The organism is Actinomadura terrae (genome assembly GCF_022751215.1).
Taxonomy (GTDB): domain Bacteria; phylum Actinomycetota; class Actinomycetes; order Streptosporangiales; family Streptosporangiaceae; genus Spirillospora; species Spirillospora terrae.
Genome location: NZ_JAICDG010000004.1, coordinates 572,839 through 588,318 on the forward strand (window position 1 = coordinate 572,839; position 15,480 = coordinate 588,318).

A 15,480-nucleotide genomic window follows, 5' to 3' on the forward strand; every position below is an offset into this window, starting at 1 on the left:
GTCGAGAAACGCCCAATTCGCGCCCTTTATGTGAATAAATAATACAAACAGGACACTCTGGTTCATCTTGCTACTCGGTGCGACAGTGAGGACACGACCGACCGATGCGTGAGGTGCCATGTCCGGCGACGGCGAACGTCCGAGCGCGTTAGCGGCGACCGGACGCGCCCTGGACGACCGTTTCGGCGGAACCGCATTTCTGCGCAAGGCGATCCGCAAGGCGTTCCCCGACCACTGGAGCTTCCTGCTCGGCGAGATCGCGATGTACTCGTTCGCGATCATTGTGCTGACCGGGGTCTTCCTCACCCTGTTCTTCCGGCCGAGCATGCACGAGGTCGTCTACGACGGCTCCTACGAGCCGCTGCGCGGCGTCCGAATGAGCGAGGCGTACGCGTCCACGCTGGACATCAGCTTCGACGTGCGCGGCGGGCTGCTCGTTCGGCAGCTGCACCACTGGGCGACGATCATCTTCATGGCGGCGATCGTCGTCCACCTCCTGCGCAACTTCTTCACCGGAGCGTTCCGCAGGCCGCGCGAGCTCAACTGGCTGATCGGCGTCACCCTGTTCCTGCTGGTGATGCTGAACGGACTGTTCGGCTACTCGCTGCCGGACGACCTGCTGTCGGGCACCGGCATCCGCATCCTCGAAGGCGTCATCGCCTCGCTCCCGCTCGTCGGCTCCTACCTGCTGATGTTCCTGTTCGACGGCGAGTTCCCCGGCGAGATGATCGTCCCGCGCCTGTACGTCGTGCACATTCTGCTGATCCCGGGCATCCTGCTCGCGCTCATTCCGCTGCACGCCGTCGTGCTGACCTGGCGGCAGACGCACACGCAGTTCCCGGGCAAGGGCAGCACCAACCGCACCGTGCGCGGCTACCCGTTCTTCCCGGTGTTCGTCGCGAAGACGACCGCGTTCTTCCTCTGGGTCCTCGGCGTGACGGCCCTGCTCGCGACGTTCTTCCAGATCAACCCGATCTGGCTGTTCGGCCCCTACGACCCGGGCGCGATCAGCTCCGGCTCCCAGCCCGACTGGTACATGGGTTGGCTGGAGGGCGCCCTGCGCATGATGCCCGCCTGGGAGATCAACGCGTGGGGGCACACGCTTCCGCTGAGCGTCCTCGTCCCCGCGCTGGGCGTGCCCGGGCTCCTGTTCACCGGCCTCGCCGCCTACCCGTTCCTCGAACGGTGGGTGACCGGCGACGACCGCGTGCACCACCTGCTCGACCGGCCCCGGGACGTCCCCGCGCGGACCGGCCTCGGCACCGGAGGCGTCGTCTTCTACGGCGTCCTCTGGGCGGCGGGCGGCAACGACGTGATCGCCGACCGCTTCTCCGTCCCGTTGTTCTGGACGACCTGGTTCTTCCGCGGCGCCATCGTCCTCGGGCCCGTGCTGGCCTACGTGATCGCGTACCGCGTCTGCCTCGGCCTCCAGCGCCGCGACCTCGCCCTCGCCGCGCACGGCCTGGAGACCGGCGTCATCCGCCGGTCGCCGTCCGGCGCGTACACCGAGGTCGAACGTCCGCTGGACGGGGAACGCCTGGCCCCGATCGTGGACGACCGTCCGCCCGCCGCCATGCCACTGCCCGAGGACGCCCCCGCCCGGCTCGGCCGCCTGCGCCGCAGCCTCAACCGCCATTTCACGCGCGACCTACGCGTTCCCCCAGCACGCGAATCCTTGGAAGCCTCCACCTCGGACTAACCGGCCTTTCCAGGGCATCGGTAACCACGAAACTCAATGTCCGATTCTCCCCGGCACGCCGCACACCAGGGATATCCGCCGCCACCCGGGAAAAAATACTTCGACCGCGATGCAATCAAGGCCGCACCGGTTGAAAAAGGGACCGTTGACCGCTTCTGCGGCGCGGCTTACCGTCGCGGTGAACTCGCCGGTGAGATATCGCTGCGAAATGGAGACACGGCCATGGAGAAGACCGGAAAGGCGGCGTTCGCCGCGGTCGGCGCCACCGCCCTCCCCCTGCTGACGGCGCTCCCCGCGTCCGCCGACCCGGCACCGCCCGCCGTCATCCAGGTCGAGTCCACCCCGACGTCCTGCCCGGTCGAGACGATGGTCGTCGCCTCCTCCCCGAAGGACGGCAGGATCAGCCTCCACCCGTCGTCGTTCAGGGCGTCCGTCGGGAAGGACGTGCCGGCCGAAGCAGCCCAGAAGTCCTGCAAGCTCGCACTGCGGCTCATCATGCCGGTGAGCTCCACCTGGGCACTCGAAAGCATCGGCACCAACGGCACGGCGAACCTGGACCGCGGGGTCACCGGCAAAGTGACGCAACGCTACCGCCTCCAGGGAAGCGCCCGGCACCACGAGATCTCGCACACGCTCAAGGGCCCCGACGCCACCTTGCAGTTCGACGACGAGACGCCACTGGAATTCGCCCCCTGCGCGGAGCAGCGCACCCTTGAACTTGAAACTCACCTCCAGGTGAAGTCGCCCGACGAGACCCGCTCCGGCTCGATCGCAACGGAGTTCCCCGGCGGCGGCACGACGTACAACTTCGTCTACAAATCCTGCACGCCGGAGGAATGATCCCCCATGAGGAACACCAGAAAAGCAGCGCTCGCCGCACTCGGCGCGACCGCCCTACCCCTGCTGACGGCAACCCCCGCGTCCGCCGACCCGCCACCACGGGTCACCGTCAAAGTGGTCTCCCTTTGGGGGTGCGGGGGCACTAATTCGGCGGTCGCCACCGTTACTCCCCCTTCACCTGACGGATTTGGAGTCAGCGTCTACACTGCGGCCTTCAAAGCGTCCGCTGGGAAGGATGTACCCGCCGAGGAGGCCCGGATTACCTGCAATTTGACCCTGATCATCAACCTCCCACTGGAATACACCTGGGTGCTCAAGAGCACCAAGCTCCGCGGCACGGCGGACCTCGCCCCTGAGGCAACTGGCGAGGTGGCGACCAGGAACTGGATCCAAGGAAAAGATCCGGGCCGCGAGATCTCACGCACGATCAAGGCTCCGACACAATCCTGGCGGCTCGAAGACCAAACGCCACTGGAAAATCCCTGTGGAGAAGCCCGCTTTTTCACCATTTCTACGCGACTCCAGGTGACGGCGGCCGACACAGTCAGGGCGAGCTCGATATCGATGAATGAACCACCCGACGGCAGAGCAGATTTCACCTTCGGCTACAAGTCCTGTAAGCCATCATGAAGGCGACAAGGGAGGCGGCGCTCGCCGCGATCGGCGCCACCGTACTGCCCCTGCTGACGGCACTCCCCGCGTCCGCCGGCCCGAAATTACCGGTCAGCTTCGAGATAGCGACGGTTTCCTGCCCGCTCGGGGCGGTGAACATCTCTATCGCCACGGCACCAGAGGAGGCAAAGCTTCGCCTCAACGGGGCGGACTTCACGGCGTCCGTCGGAAGGGACGTGCCTCTTAAGGACGCCCGGAAGCTCTGCCAGCTCATCCTGATCCCCCACTTTGCGGTTCCCTCGACCTGGGCACTCAAGAGAATCGAGTCTCGCGGTACCGCAAACCTGGAGCCAGGTGTCACCGGCGAGGTAGCGAACAGGTACTGGATCCAGGGAAACGCTCCGGCCCGAGAGATCTCGCACACGATCGAGGCTCCGACGCGGTCCTGGTACTTCGACGACGAAACACCGCTGGAATTCGCTCCATGTGGACAAAGCCGAAGTCTCAGCCTTGGAACGCGGCTTCAGGTAGAGTCGTCCGACGTGAAGGGGGCCGGCTCGGTATCGCTGAATTCTCCGGACGGCGGAATAACGTACACCCTCGTCTACAAGCCCTGTCAGCGGTCATGAAGACAAGAAATACGACGCTCGTCGCAATCGGCGCCATCACCCTGCCCCTGCTGACGGCGGTTCCCGCGTCCGCCGCGCCAAAACCGGCCGCCAAAGTCCAGGTCATCCGGTCCATCTGCCCGGGGGAGGTCTCCGTCTCCGAAGACGGGGGCAGGGTCAACGTCACAATCAAGAACTTCAAGGCGTCCGTCGGGCCGGATGTGAATCCCGCGGAGGGTCAAAAATCGTGCGGTTTCCTCGTAAACATCCACATACCGCAGGGTTTTACCTGGGCGATCGCGAACACCGACACCCGCGCCACGGCGGACCTGGACCCCGAAGTCGTCGGCGAAATCATGCAGAGCGCTCGGATGTGGGGAAGCCCAGGGGCCGACGTGAGCACGCACCAGTTCACCGGTCATAAGGGCAACCTTCTGTTCACCGATAAAGTACCAGTTTCACAACTGAAGTATGCCCGCTGCGGCGCGCCGGACCTTCTCGATCTTGAGACGCGCATCCGCGTGACCTCATCCGACCCGTCCGGGGAGGGCTGGGTCTCATTGGACTTCCCCGAGGGCGGGATAACGTACTCCATCGCCTACAAGAAGTGTTAGCGGTAGCACTGGGACCCCTCCCGCCAGGAGCGGGCTACCGTCCGAACCTGTCCCAAGACAGGAGGCGGACGTGGGAGCTGCGGCACTGGTCACCGGCATACTGGTCGTGCTGGCGGCGGTAGGCGGAGCGATCGCCGCACAAAGGCTTCGCGCCAGGGCTCGGCGTCCGAGCGTCCCGGATCTGGCGCGGGGCAAGGTCTGTCTGTTCTGCCTCACGCGCGTGTCGGTCGAGGGACGCTTCGCCACCGTGGACGAGCCCACGGCGCGAAAGGCGCTCGGTGCGACGCCGCCCGAACAGTCCGGGTTCACGAACCACAAGGGCGAGCGGCATTTCCTCACCCACATAGATTGCCTGCGCGACGCGCAGGACGAAGTGTGCATGTTCTGCCGCCAGGGAATCCTTCCCGGCGAGACGATCGCGTTCCTCGATCCGCCGTACGCGCGGGCGCAGCTCGGCGAGGAGCCGATCGAAAGGTCCGCGGGTGTGAGCCCCCAGGGCGCCCCCGGCTTCTTCTCCCACGCGGACTGTGCGCACGAGGCGGTGAAGACCGTCTGCATGTTCTGCCTGAAGGAGATGGAGGTCGGCGACGTCACCATCGCCTACGAGACGCACCGCGCACGCGAGCTGCTCGGTGCGGAGCCGTCCATACTCTCCGATTTCACGGACCGGAAGGGACGGGAATGCCATGTCGCCCACGCGGAATGCGCACGCGCCGCCGGAGAGGGCACCGGCTGAAGTGGATGTGGGGCCCCCGGCGGGGGTTCGGGAGCCCCACATCCGCGGGATGGCTACCGCTTGAAGGTGAGTCCCTGGGACTGGAGCGCCTCGTCCAGCGGCTGGAAGTAGGACTGGAAGCCGCTGCGGCAGCTGCCGGTCGTGCCGCCGGAGGTGATGCCGATGGCCGTGCTGCCCGCCTGGAGCGAGCCGCCGCTGTCGCCCGGCTGGACGCACGCGGTGGTCTCGATCAGGCCGCTGACCGAGCCCTCCTGGTAGTTGACCGTGCGGTCATAGCCGCGGATGGTCCCGGACGTCGTGCCGGTCGTCGAGCCCTTCTTCTGGATCTGGCTCCCGGTCTGCGGGCGTCCGACCTGCGTGAGGTTGGCGTTGGTGAGGGAGACCGAGCCCGTCTTGCGGATCGTCCCGTAGTCGTTGCCCGGGAAGCTGCTCGCCTGGCGCGTGCCAACGGTCTGGCCGCCGGACGTCGTCCACGTCGAGCCGATGTTGGTGCAGTGCCCGGCGGTGACGACGTACTCCGTCCCGCCCTTGGTGCCGATCGCCGACACCGAGCAGCGCGAGCCGCCGGTGAGGATCGCCTCGCCGGGGCCGAGCGTCAGCCGCGGCGCGGCCGCGACCCGCTTGATCTGGACGGTGTCGCCGAGCGCCCGGGCGCGCTTCACGAACGCCGTGGTCGCGGCGTCGTTGTCGCCCTGCGGGACGCTGACGACGACCGCGTTGGAGATGACGTCGACGCCCCAGGCCAGGCCGGTCGTCCCGTCGGTTCCGGCGAGCCGGTCGAGCGTGGTCTTGGACGCGGTGAGCGGGGCGAGGCCGTGCTTGACGACGCGGGCCTTGGCGCCCGACGCCCTGACCTGCTGCGCGGCCGCCGCGCTGGTCACGTTGACGACGAGGTCGCCCGCGCCGTCGACATAGGTGCCGGCCTGCTGGCCGCCGAGACGGCTGGTGAGCTGGTCGGCGAGCGCGTTGTGGGGAAGCTGGGCGAGCCGAACCGTACCCGCGTCCTGCGGCTGCCGCGCCGAGGCCGGAGCGATCCCGGACACCGACACCGCGATCAACGCGGCGGCGCCGAGCAGTGGGGGGACCACGCCTTTGAGGTGCTCTCCACGGTTCACTTCTGTCCGCCTTTCGCCACCGACCACTGGGGAGCGTCGGCGGCAACTCGGGGGTTGCGGGGCACGTTCCCGGCCACCGAATCCGCTGGGTGCGGGCCCGGTCGATAAAGGCAACGTGTGGGAGCAAAGTACTTCGCCATGATGCCGCTGAACCAGATTTCAAGGCACAACTGGAATTTCAACGCCCGGCGCGGGCGCCCCCGCGCGGCGCCCGCACTCGGGGGGCGGCGAAATGAGCTTCGACCAGGCGATTCGCCGGGGCGCCGCGTCCACTCGCGCCAATTTCTAGCCTGGAATGCCGAACGGCGTTGTCGCCGGTCACAGCGCGTTTTCACAGCACGACGCCGCGTGCGCTCTAACGCCGTGAAGAGGCGCGCCCCGGCGTGGGACGCGCCTCCTCGGGCCGTGTGCGGTTACTTGTCGGGCGGGCAGGTGAGGTCGCGGGCCGGGAGCCGACCGGTCAGCAGGTAGTAGTTGACCCGGTCGCGGACGCAGGTGTTCGGGTATCCGCGCTGGTAGGGCGCGTGCACGTTGGCGTCCAGCGTGATCATCCGACTGCCCCGCACCAGCCCGTGGACGATCTGGTTGCGTTCGTAGGTGGTGCGGGTGTCGCCGGTCGCGGCGACCATCAGCGCGGGCAGGTCCGCGCCGACCTTCGTCGGGGCCTCCGCCGGACGCGTCGGCCAGAACGCGCACGGGCCGATGTTGTGCGCGAGCGCCCCGAAGACCGGCGCGCCGCCGCGGTGCGCCTGGACGTCGCGCCAGTAGAACGCGGGGTCGCGCGGCGCGGCCGCGTCGCCGCAGATGATCGCGGCCTGACCGCTGCCCTCCCGCGAAGCGGCGCCGGTCAGCAGGTAGGCCAGCTCGTCGTCCAGGTCCTGGGTCGGCTTGGCGGGACGTCCGGCCGCCGCGTCCCGCAACACCTGCACGGACTCGGCGAAGCTCGTCCGGGCCGGTTCGTCGTCGGTCCCCAGGTTGTCGACCAGCACGACCGGCAGCATCGACGCGTCCAGCTTGTACTGCCCGATCGCGAGCGGCGTGCGGGCGGACGTCGCGAGAATGCGGTGCACCAGCCCGACGACCTCGTCCTTGGTCTTGCCGAGGCCGTACTTGTCATCGCGCTCGGCCGCCCATCCGGCCCAGTCCGCGAGCGCCTTCTCGTTGGCGTCCTCGGTGCCCGCGATCAGGCGCGGCCCCCAGCTGTAGGGGTCCTGCGAACTGTCCAGGACGACGCGGTCGAGCCGTCCGGGAAACATCGTCGCGTAGACGGAACCGAGGTAGGTGCCGTACGAAGCGCCGTTGTAGGACATCTTCTTCTCACGGAGCGCGCCCCGGATGACGTCCATGTCGCGGGCGATGTTGCGGGTGCTGATGTACGGGAGCACGCCCGCGTTGGTCTTCGCGCACCGGTCCGCGAGGTCCTTGGCGTAGCGCACCGACGTGTCGAAGGAGGCCCTGGTCGCGCCCGGTCCCTTGATCCAGGTGGCGCTCGGCCAGCCGCAGTCGATACCGGCGCTGCGTCCGAGCGACCGCGGGTCCATGCCGACCAGGTCGTAGCGCGGGCCGGCCTTCCCCATCAGCTCCCGCATGTAGGGCGGCAGGTCGATGGACGCGCCGGGCCCGCCGCCGTTGAGCAGCATCGTGCCGAGCCGAGGCCCACCGCCGGACGCCTTCAGCCGCGAGATCCCGACGGTGATCGTCCGGCCGCCCGGGTTCGCGTAGTCCAAGGGGACGGTGACGTCCGCGCACTGCGCACCGGCCTTGTCGAGCTCCTTGCCGACCTCGTCGTCCGGGCCCAGCGTGCACGCCTTCCAGTCGAGATGCTGCTGGTAGAACCGGCTGAGGTCGCCCTTGGCGTGGGCGTCCGCGGACGGCGCCGACACCGCCGCGGTCGCCGCGGCCGCGGCGCCGACCACCAGCACCGCCGTCCTTCGCGCGTTGATCATGCTCGCTCCGTTCCTCATTCGCACAGGGCGGACTGGACGAGGTTCAGCTCGTCGTCGAACGCCTCCTGGGACGACGGGTTCTCGTTGAAGGCGAGGGACACGCGGCGCCCGGACGGCGCGACGCCCGCCATCGCGGTGAAGCCGTCGATGTCACCGGCGTGCCCGAGCCACGTCCCGCCGCAGCGCAGCGGCGTGCCGATCAGCCCGAGCCCGTACCGCGCGTCCGTCCAGACCTGGTCCGGGTCCAGCTCGACGGTCCGCTTCATCTCCGCCAGCAGTCCCGGCGGCAGCAGGCGCCCGCCGAGCAGCGCGCCGTAGAACGCGTTCACGTCCCGGAGGCTGGAGATCAGCGCGCCTCCGGTCCAGGCCACGGTCGTGTTCATCTCCGTGTAGTCGGCCCACCGGGTGGTTCCGCCCTCGTCCTGCCGGACGTATCCGCGCAGGTGAGAACCCCTGATCCGGACGTCGTCACCCGGCCAGTACGTCTCGTGCAGCCCGAGCGGGACGATGATCCGGCGCCGGATCTCATCCGTCGCGCGGTGCCCGGTGACCTTCTCGATGATGAGCCCCGCGACGACGTAGTTGGTGGTGGAGTAGGACCACTTCTCCTTCGGCGCGGGCATCGACAGCGACCGCTCGACCAGCTCCTCGGGCTCGAAGTGCCGGAACCGCCACTCCTCGGTGGACGCGAAGCCGTCCATGTGGTCGGGCAGCCCACTGGTGTGCTGCAACAGGCTCCGCACCGTGATCTTGCGCCCGTCGTAGCCGTTCTTGGCGATCAGGCCGGGCAGGTAGCGGTCGACGGGCGCGTCCAGCGAGATCCGCCCCTCGCCCGCGAGGTCGAGCACGGTCGTCGCGGTGAACGTCTTGGTGATGCTGCCGACCCGGGTCCGCGTGTCGGCGGTCATCGGACGCCCGGTCCGCCGGTCGGCGACGCCGTTCGCGGCCGTCCACGTTCCGCAGCGCGGATCGTCCACCCGCACGGCCGCCCCGGTCAGCTTATGGACGCCGGTGAGGCGGTCCAGCACCCGCCGGGTGGCCGAGTGGTCACCGCAGCCCCGGGCCTCCCCCGCCCGCGCGGGGACCGCCGCGAGTCCCCCGATCGCGGCGCCCGCGGCGACCACCGCGACCGTCCGCCGGACGCCGCGCCCCCGCTGCGTCCGGCGGGCGCCGCGCCCCCGCTTCACTTCATTTGTTGAGGTCATTGCCGCGAGATTAGGAGCCGCCCCGGCCCCGGCACACTGCGGCGCTCACCCCGAAATCCTTTCGGGATGCCCGCATGGCACCCCTGGGGATAGCCCCACCTCCCCGGGCTTGGTCAGAACCAGAACTCGGCAGGCGCGAAGTTATGGATGCCCCCGTAGCAGACCAGCCCGGTCATGCTCGGCCCCGGTGCGACGACACCGCCGCCCCTCTCGCACTCGACGCGCGGTAAAGGCGACGAGGCCCCCGCGGGTATCAGCGACGCCCCGATGACGAGCATCACCACTGTGATGACGACCAGGAATCGCCTCATCGTCCGCTGCTTTCTGCCGTGTGTTTCGGACCGTCCCCCTATAGCTACCCTTGGTAATAGTCGTCGCACATATCGTCACGGATGCCTTTGTGTCGCCGCCCCGAGCACATACCTCACCGCGTTGGACGTGCGCCGAGCACATAGCGGAAAGGCAGCGCGACGACCAGCGCCACCGCGACGAGCACCCCGCTCGCCCAGAACGGCCGGGCGGCCCCGCCGTCCAGAACCACGGCTCCGACCAGCGGCCCGACCACGGCCCCGAGGTTGAGCGCCGCCGTCGCGTACGATCCGGCCATACGAGGCGCCCCCGCCGCCTCGTACAGGACGCGCGCGATCAGCGTGCTCCCCAACGCGAACGACAGCGCGCCCAACGCGAACACGAGCGCGAGCAGGACCGCACGCTGCTCGGCCAACAAAGCCAATGCGGGCCACCCCACGAGCAGCGGTCCCCCGCCGACCGCGACGACCAGCCCGGGGCGCCGATCGGACAGCCGTCCGGCGACACTGACCCCCGCGAACGAACCGGCACCGAAAAGCACCAGCGCAACGGGAACCCACCGCTCGCCGTCCACGATGAGCGCGAGAAAGGTGAAGCCGCAGAAAGTCCCCGCGTTGACCAGCGCGCCGAGCACCATGACCAGGATCAACCGCGGGCTCTTCAACCGCGCCAACTCAGCCCGCAGGCCCCGCCCACCTGTTTCTTCCTCCTGGACGGAACGCCGGGGAATCCCCCTGACGATGCCGATGAATGCGGGCAGGCAGAGCGCGGCGACGGCCCAGAATGCGGCCCGCCATCCGAACAGCGCGCCGAACACCGTCCCGCCCGGGACCCCGGCGATCGTCGCGACCGTCGTCCCGGACAGCAGCACGGCGAGCGCGCGTCCCTTCCGCTCGGGCCCGACCAGCGCGGACGCGGTCGTCAACGCCACCGCGAGAAACCCCGCGTTGGCGAACGCCGCGACGACCCGCGTCGCGAACAGCACCGCGAAACTCGTGGTGACGGCCCCCGCGACATGGGCCGCCGCGAACACCAGGACGAAACCCGCGAGGCTCGTCCGGCCCGGCCGGTCGCGGATGAGCCCGGCCATGAGCGGCGCGCCGACGAACATCCCGATCGCGAACGCGGACGTGAGCGTGCCCGCCGTCCCTTCGGACACATCGAGCGATTCGGCGATGTCCGGGACGAGACCGGCGAGCATGAATTCCGAGGTGCCCATGGCGAACACGGCCAGGGCGAGCAGGTACAGCGACAGAGGCATCGAGTGAGCTCCGAGGTGAGGAGAGGCGAGGACGTCTCGTCACCGCGGCCAGCACCCCGAAGGCGCGCCGAACCCGTCCGGCCGCGCTGGACGCGGCGGAACGGCGATCTCAGTGGTGCAGGGGGCTGACGGCGTGACCGAAAGCCCCCACCTTGGATGCCTCGGGGCTCACCATGCCCCGCAACCTACCCGCCCCCACCCACCACAGCACCTCGTTTTCCTCCGGCGTCCGTCCGGCGGGGCTCTGACGTCCTGCTTCGATCCCGCCTGGTCGGCGGCCCTGGTCTCCGCACGCCTCGTCCCGCTCATCGCCTGCGCAAGGCGTCCTGAAAGCACCGTGCCCACGGCACGGTGCTCACTTCGGCTCGGACGCGACCTATCTGCGTCCAGGCGAATACCCGTACCGTGCCGTGGCGCCGAGCTGGCGCCACGGCACGGCGCCGACCGCTGTTCGGGTCAGCAGGTGAAAGCGCGAGAGGGGGCCGTCGTCCGCCGCCCGGCGTACTCGAAGGTGAACAGCCCCCGGTAGACCTTGCCGCGTACGCAGCGGCGCCAGCCGGTTTCGCTGACGGCGTGCTCCCACCTCACGACGCGGGGTCCGGTGTAGACCGTGGTCCAGCGACGCCCGTCCTTACGCTGGATGCGGGCCTGGACCCCCACCCGGACCCTCCTTGGAGAGGTGTCCTTGATCTCGCCCCGTGCGCGTGCGCGGTGGGTCCGGGAGTTCACCCAGAATTTGCCGGTTGCCCGAGCGTTGTCCAGGGCGGGCGCCGTCGCGGCCGTCCCGGCGCCGGCGGTGGCGGCCGTGTCGGCGTTCGCGCTGGGCCCGGCCACGAGGATTCCCGCGGCGAGAGTCGCGCCCACTCCGGCCACGACGACTCGGCGGCCAGGGATCGTCGGCATGGTCATGTAAACCTCCCGTGACGACGCGACGTGATCGGTCGCGCCTTCGTGGATTCGCCGCTTCGGATCGGCGGCTCACGCATCACCGTGACCGATCGGGAAGCCTTTCGAAAGGGGTTCACCCCAAGCCCGCCGAATTGCTGGACGAGAACGCGCGAATCCACGCGAACTCACGCGATCTCGCGCGTTAGCACAGGCCCGGCGGAACCCGTCCCGCCTTGGCGAGATCATTTGGCACGGATAGTGTTTGCGAGCCGTCCAACGGCTGGGGCACACTTCTGGCACGGGCCAGTCACAGGGGGAGTGATCGACGTGAGCAGCGATCCAATCAACGCCTTCTACGGTCGACTCGCGACAGTTTTCGGTCGGTGCGGCCGCGGCACCTATGGGAAGTTAGAAACCTACGGGGAGCAACTTGACATACCGGTCAGATTGCCAAAGGCGACCGTCCGGGGGTGGATCACTCAGCGCAAGGCGCTGCCCGACGCGGTGCAGTTCGCCGCCATGCTGCGCTACTTCGAATCGACGCCGAGGGCTCTCCAGGACGACGACCGGGACCTTCTACCGAAGCTCTACCAGGCCGCCCTCCAGCACAAGAACGGGAGCTGCTACTCCCCCAAGCCCCCCGCCGAAGACCCGGACGCCCCGGACGACCCGCCACCGGTAACGAGCCCCCGCACGGTCACCTTGCAGGTCGAGGCCCACGCCCACGCGCACGCCCTGTCCGACGGCGGCTCCCGCGTCGCACGCACGGCGATCTGGGCCGGGGCCGCATTCGGCCTCGGCGTCGTCTTATCGACGGCCACCGTCATGTCGGGCACGTCGAACGCCCGGAGGGTCGACCAGTCGATCTCCACCCCGCCACCGGCCGCGCCCCAGGTGGTCGCCGCCACACCCGATGTCCCGAACACCGAAGCCCCAGAGCCGAAACCGGAGCCGAAGCGCTCCACCCCCCGGCCTGAGCCGACGCCGCTGCCGGCACGCCCCGTCCCTCGCAAAGTGCGGCCCACACGTCCAAAACCCAGCAAGCCCCCGGTCGCCGCCCCCTCAACCCCCGAGAAATGGCAGTGCACCAGCGTCACCGCCGAAACCGCCACCGTCTACGAATTCTCAGACACGAGCAGCCGCGTAATCAAAGAAAAGGCACGCGGGCAGGGCATCCAGGTAGTCCGCTGGACGGATACCCCACACGGCTGGGTCATGGTAGCCATCTGGAAACCACACCAGTCCCACTACTGGATGCAACGAGCGACCCTGGGCCCATTCCGCCCGTCCTCGTCCCCCTGCGAAGACAAATAACCCCCGGCCTCAGTCGAACAACTCCTCAGCCCTCTCGACCAACAGGGCACGATCGAGCCAGCGGTCGAGCTGGTCATGATCCGTGCACGCACTGATCCGCTCACGAACCTCATCAGACACCGACACCTCTCGCTGCCCCAGCACGCTCAGAACCCCCTTGACCATGCCCTTCGCAAAGCCTTCACGCCAGCCCTCTGCACGGTATTCCTGCGCGTAGTCCTCCAGCGTCGGGAGGCCGGTCTTCCGCATAGACCACTCCAAGAACTCACGGGCGAGGTCCGCCTGCCACTCGCACAGGCGGACCTACATCGGGCCACGCTTCGGTCAGATGAACAGTTCCTCGGCGGCCTCGACCGACGTGGCACGCTTGACCCAGCGCTCAAGCTGGTCAAGGTCCATGCATGCGCTGATCCGCTCACGAACCCCGTCAGACACCGGGACGCCCCGCGCCTCCAGCACAAGCAGAACCGACTTGGCCTCACCTCTGGCCTCACCTCTGGCCTCGTGCTCGTTTGCGTAGTCCTCCAGCGTTGGGAGGCCGGTCTTCCGCATGGACTCCTCCAAGAGCTTGCGAGCGACGTCGGAGAGTTGTGGCGCTACGTGTTGATGGTATAGCTGCCGGGTGTCCTCGGGCAGGACCCCAGTGCGGTGACCAGGCTGGTCAGGACGGCTTCGCCGGAGGGTCCCTCGTGGTGGGCGACGGCGCTGAGCACGGCGAGCTCGGGGAGGCGGCGCGCTGTGGCCTCGTCGGTTACGGGGGGTACTCCTTCGGGGGACATCGTCAGGGGTTCCAGTACCCAGCCGGGATGACCCATTTCGATCGGGACGGCGCAGCCGCGTGCGGTGGCCTGGTCGGGGCAGATCACCAGCAGTAAGACCGGGCACTTGCGGCGCAGGCGCAGCGAGGCCAGGTAGGCGGGCCAGCTGTAGGACTTGGCCTCCTTGACCCGCAGCTGCGACTCCACCACGACACCGAGGGTCGGGGCGTCCGGCTCGCCGAGCAGGACGGTGGCGTCGCAGCGGAGTTCGGCGGGGTTGGTGTCGGCATAGGACTCCGACGTCAACGTGACCGCACTCTGGTCCGGCACGTCGATATGGAAGACGGTCCGCAGTAGTTCGGGGACGAGTGCCGGCTGGTTACGGACCATCTCCAGCGGGAGCTCGTGCAGGTTCGTGGGCACGGAGATAAACTAACAGTAGTCAAATGACTACGCAAAGTTTTCGTCACTGTTCGTGAGAGTTCGATCTCCGCAGTTCGCGGCCGCTACTCGGCGGTGCCGGGGTCCGGGAAGCGCCTGAGCACCAGCCGCCGTCTCCACAGCCCGACGCACGCGGCCCCCCACAGCAGCCCGATCTCGGCGATGAGGACGATCCCGAGCACCACGGCCCAGTCCGTCCCGTCGCCCTTGTCGTCCGTCGCGGTGGGAGAGACCAGCGTCATCTGACCGTTCGCGTTCGTCCGCGGCGACTGCTGGTGCGGCACGGTCACCGGCGGCAGCACCACCGAATCCGACGGCCGGGGCGCTACCGACATCTGGGGCACGCTCCCCTGCGGGGCCTCGGGCGCCGTCTGCGAGTACGGAAGGCCTGCGGCGTCGTCCTCAAGAGGCTCCCCCTTGGCCGAGGGGTTCTTATAGGACGGCTTGCCGCTGAACCCCTTGCCGTGACTCGCCTTCGGCTTCTTGCTCAGGAACACCTCGGGCTTGTCGCTCACGAACGGCATGCCGTTCCCCTTGGGCTTCCCGCCAGCGGACGGTTTGCCATGCGGAGTTGCCGGTTTCCCGTGCGAAGTCGGCTTTCCCCCGGGCTTTGACGGCCCGCTGGACGTCGGTGGCCCACTCGATGCTGTTGGTGTTTCGTTGGACGTCCGTGGTTTGGGTGGGGTGGTCGGTGCTGCGTTGGGACTCGGCTCAGCGGGCGGCGGTGGCGCGGCGGCGCTGGCAGACGGCGCGGGCTTGTCCGTAGGGCAGGAATGGGCGTCATGGGCCGTCTTGCCATGCGTGGTCGGACGGGGACCGCCCGGCTTCCCAGGCGGCTTGGCGCCCGAAAGGTTGATGATCGCGCGAATGGTCTGGGTGGGGGCATTCCTCGCGGACGCGACAAGGGAGACGTTCATCGCCTTGGACGTCAGCGCCGACGTGGGCACCCGCACCGTCGCGACACGCTTTTTGGCCGCCTTCCCCACGGTCCCCAGGGCACAGTTGAGAGCCTGCCCGTGCTTGGCGCAGCCCGGCGGGTGCTCCGCCCACTTCATCGGACGGTCAGCGGAGAGACGGATGACGGTGCCGCGCGCGGTCCCGCCGGTCGCGTGGACGCTGGCGATGTAGGTCATC

The 15,480-nt window shown here is 68.6% G+C and carries 17 protein-coding genes; 7 read left to right on the top strand and 10 right to left on the bottom strand.

Annotation, left to right across the window (positions count from 1 at the left end):
- The first annotated feature begins 118 nt into the window (after positions 1-118).
- The 6 genes from qcrB (at position 119) to K2F47_RS27225 (ending at position 5,109) form a co-directional block, all read left to right on the top strand.
- The gene (gene qcrB, locus K2F47_RS27200; protein ID WP_242908284.1) at positions 119-1,699 is read left to right on the top strand and encodes a cytochrome bc1 complex cytochrome b subunit; all 1,581 of its coding nucleotides are present in this window, start codon (positions 119-121) and stop codon (positions 1,697-1,699) included.
- 36 nt (positions 1,700-1,735) lie between these two features.
- Positions 1,736-2,539, top strand: coding sequence for a DUF4360 domain-containing protein (locus K2F47_RS27205; RefSeq protein WP_242908286.1), 804 nt, complete (start codon positions 1,736-1,738; stop codon positions 2,537-2,539).
- Between the two features lie 6 nt (positions 2,540-2,545).
- Positions 2,546-3,169, top strand: a complete 624-nt coding sequence (locus tag K2F47_RS27210; protein WP_242908288.1) for a DUF4360 domain-containing protein — start codon at positions 2,546-2,548, stop codon at positions 3,167-3,169.
- Complete coding sequence (locus K2F47_RS27215; RefSeq protein WP_242908290.1) at positions 3,166-3,780, top strand: DUF4360 domain-containing protein; 615 nt, start codon at positions 3,166-3,168, stop codon at positions 3,778-3,780. Before K2F47_RS27210 ends, K2F47_RS27215 begins: the two co-directional genes overlap by 4 nt.
- Entirely contained in the window at positions 3,777-4,373 is a 597-nt protein-coding gene (locus K2F47_RS27220) for a DUF4360 domain-containing protein (RefSeq protein WP_242908292.1), read from the top strand. Before K2F47_RS27215 ends, K2F47_RS27220 begins: the two co-directional genes overlap by 4 nt.
- Positions 4,374-4,443: 70 nt before the next feature.
- Positions 4,444-5,109 carry a hypothetical protein gene (locus K2F47_RS27225; RefSeq protein ID WP_242908294.1) on the top strand — a complete coding sequence of 222 codons (666 nt, stop codon included), beginning with the start codon at positions 4,444-4,446 and terminating at the stop codon, positions 5,107-5,109.
- Between the two features lie 53 nt (positions 5,110-5,162).
- Here the strand turns inward: K2F47_RS27225 and K2F47_RS27230 are convergent, their stop codons facing one another.
- The 6 genes from K2F47_RS27230 to K2F47_RS27255 all read right to left on the bottom strand — a co-directional run bounded on the left by K2F47_RS27230 (position 5,163) and on the right by K2F47_RS27255 (position 11,854).
- Positions 5,163-6,224 carry a S1 family peptidase gene (locus K2F47_RS27230; RefSeq protein WP_242908296.1) on the bottom strand — a complete coding sequence of 354 codons (1,062 nt, stop codon included), beginning with the start codon at positions 6,222-6,224 and terminating at the stop codon, positions 5,163-5,165.
- A gap of 413 nt (positions 6,225-6,637) precedes the next feature.
- Entirely contained in the window at positions 6,638-8,170 is a 1,533-nt protein-coding gene (locus K2F47_RS27235; RefSeq protein WP_242908298.1) for an alpha/beta hydrolase, read from the bottom strand.
- 14 nt (positions 8,171-8,184) lie between these two features.
- Entirely contained in the window at positions 8,185-9,375 is a 1,191-nt protein-coding gene (locus K2F47_RS27240; RefSeq protein ID WP_242908300.1) for a serine hydrolase domain-containing protein, read from the bottom strand.
- Positions 9,376-9,488: 113 nt separating this feature from the next.
- A complete protein-coding gene (locus K2F47_RS27245) occupies positions 9,489-9,686 on the bottom strand; it encodes a hypothetical protein (RefSeq protein ID WP_242908302.1) in 198 nt (65 codons plus the stop codon).
- 113 nt (positions 9,687-9,799) lie between these two features.
- Positions 9,800-10,945, bottom strand: a complete 1,146-nt coding sequence (locus tag K2F47_RS27250) for a Cmx/CmrA family chloramphenicol efflux MFS transporter (protein ID WP_242908303.1) — start codon at positions 10,943-10,945, stop codon at positions 9,800-9,802.
- 456 nt (positions 10,946-11,401) lie between these two features.
- Entirely contained in the window at positions 11,402-11,854 is a 453-nt protein-coding gene (locus K2F47_RS27255; protein WP_242908304.1) for a hypothetical protein, read from the bottom strand.
- Positions 11,855-12,160: 306 nt separating this feature from the next.
- Here K2F47_RS27255 and K2F47_RS27260 point away from each other — a divergent pair, with 306 nt between their 5' ends.
- Positions 12,161-13,147: a hypothetical protein gene (locus K2F47_RS27260; protein WP_242908305.1), complete on the top strand. Its 987-nt coding sequence runs from the start codon at positions 12,161-12,163 to the stop codon at positions 13,145-13,147.
- 9 nt (positions 13,148-13,156) lie between these two features.
- Here K2F47_RS27260 and K2F47_RS27265 read toward each other — a convergent pair whose 3' ends face one another.
- The 4 genes from K2F47_RS27265 to K2F47_RS27280 all read right to left on the bottom strand — a co-directional run bounded on the left by K2F47_RS27265 (position 13,157) and on the right by K2F47_RS27280 (position 14,870).
- Positions 13,157-13,396, bottom strand: coding sequence for a hypothetical protein (locus tag K2F47_RS27265; RefSeq protein ID WP_242908307.1), 240 nt, complete (start codon positions 13,394-13,396; stop codon positions 13,157-13,159).
- Between the two features lie 75 nt (positions 13,397-13,471).
- A complete protein-coding gene (locus tag K2F47_RS27270) occupies positions 13,472-13,699 on the bottom strand; it encodes a hypothetical protein (RefSeq protein ID WP_242908309.1) in 228 nt (75 codons plus the stop codon).
- Between the two features lie 44 nt (positions 13,700-13,743).
- Entirely contained in the window at positions 13,744-14,328 is a 585-nt protein-coding gene (locus K2F47_RS27275; RefSeq protein ID WP_242908311.1) for a hypothetical protein, read from the bottom strand.
- Between the two features lie 83 nt (positions 14,329-14,411).
- On the bottom strand, positions 14,412-14,870 hold the full coding sequence (locus K2F47_RS27280; RefSeq protein WP_242908313.1) for a hypothetical protein: 459 nt from the start codon (positions 14,868-14,870) through the stop codon (positions 14,412-14,414).
- Between the last annotated feature and the right edge of the window lie 610 nt (positions 14,871-15,480).

Bases quoted from the DNA above. Each gene is read 5' to 3' on its own strand.
- qcrB (WP_242908284.1), top strand. From the start codon at position 119: ATGTCCGGCGACGGCGAACGTCCGAGCGCGTTAGCGGCGACCGGACGC.
- K2F47_RS27205 (WP_242908286.1), top strand. From the start codon at position 1,736: ATGTCCGATTCTCCCCGGCACGCCGCACACCAGGGATATCCGCCGCCA.
- K2F47_RS27210 (WP_242908288.1), top strand. From the start codon at position 2,546: ATGAGGAACACCAGAAAAGCAGCGCTCGCCGCACTCGGCGCGACCGCC.
- K2F47_RS27215 (WP_242908290.1), top strand. From the start codon at position 3,166: ATGAAGGCGACAAGGGAGGCGGCGCTCGCCGCGATCGGCGCCACCGTA.
- K2F47_RS27220 (WP_242908292.1), top strand. From the start codon at position 3,777: ATGAAGACAAGAAATACGACGCTCGTCGCAATCGGCGCCATCACCCTG.
- K2F47_RS27235 (WP_242908298.1), bottom strand. From the start codon at position 8,170: ATGATCAACGCGCGAAGGACGGCGGTGCTGGTGGTCGGCGCCGCGGCC.
- K2F47_RS27240 (WP_242908300.1), bottom strand. From the start codon at position 9,375: ATGACCTCAACAAATGAAGTGAAGCGGGGGCGCGGCGCCCGCCGGACG.
- K2F47_RS27245 (WP_242908302.1), bottom strand. From the start codon at position 9,686: ATGAGGCGATTCCTGGTCGTCATCACAGTGGTGATGCTCGTCATCGGG.
- K2F47_RS27250 (WP_242908303.1), bottom strand. From the start codon at position 10,945: ATGCCTCTGTCGCTGTACCTGCTCGCCCTGGCCGTGTTCGCCATGGGC.
- K2F47_RS27255 (WP_242908304.1), bottom strand. From the start codon at position 11,854: ATGACCATGCCGACGATCCCTGGCCGCCGAGTCGTCGTGGCCGGAGTG.
- K2F47_RS27265 (WP_242908307.1), bottom strand. From the start codon at position 13,396: ATGCGGAAGACCGGCCTCCCGACGCTGGAGGACTACGCGCAGGAATAC.
- K2F47_RS27270 (WP_242908309.1), bottom strand. From the start codon at position 13,699: ATGCGGAAGACCGGCCTCCCAACGCTGGAGGACTACGCAAACGAGCAC.
- K2F47_RS27280 (WP_242908313.1), bottom strand. From the start codon at position 14,870: ATGCCGTTCGTGAGCGACAAGCCCGAGGTGTTCCTGAGCAAGAAGCCG.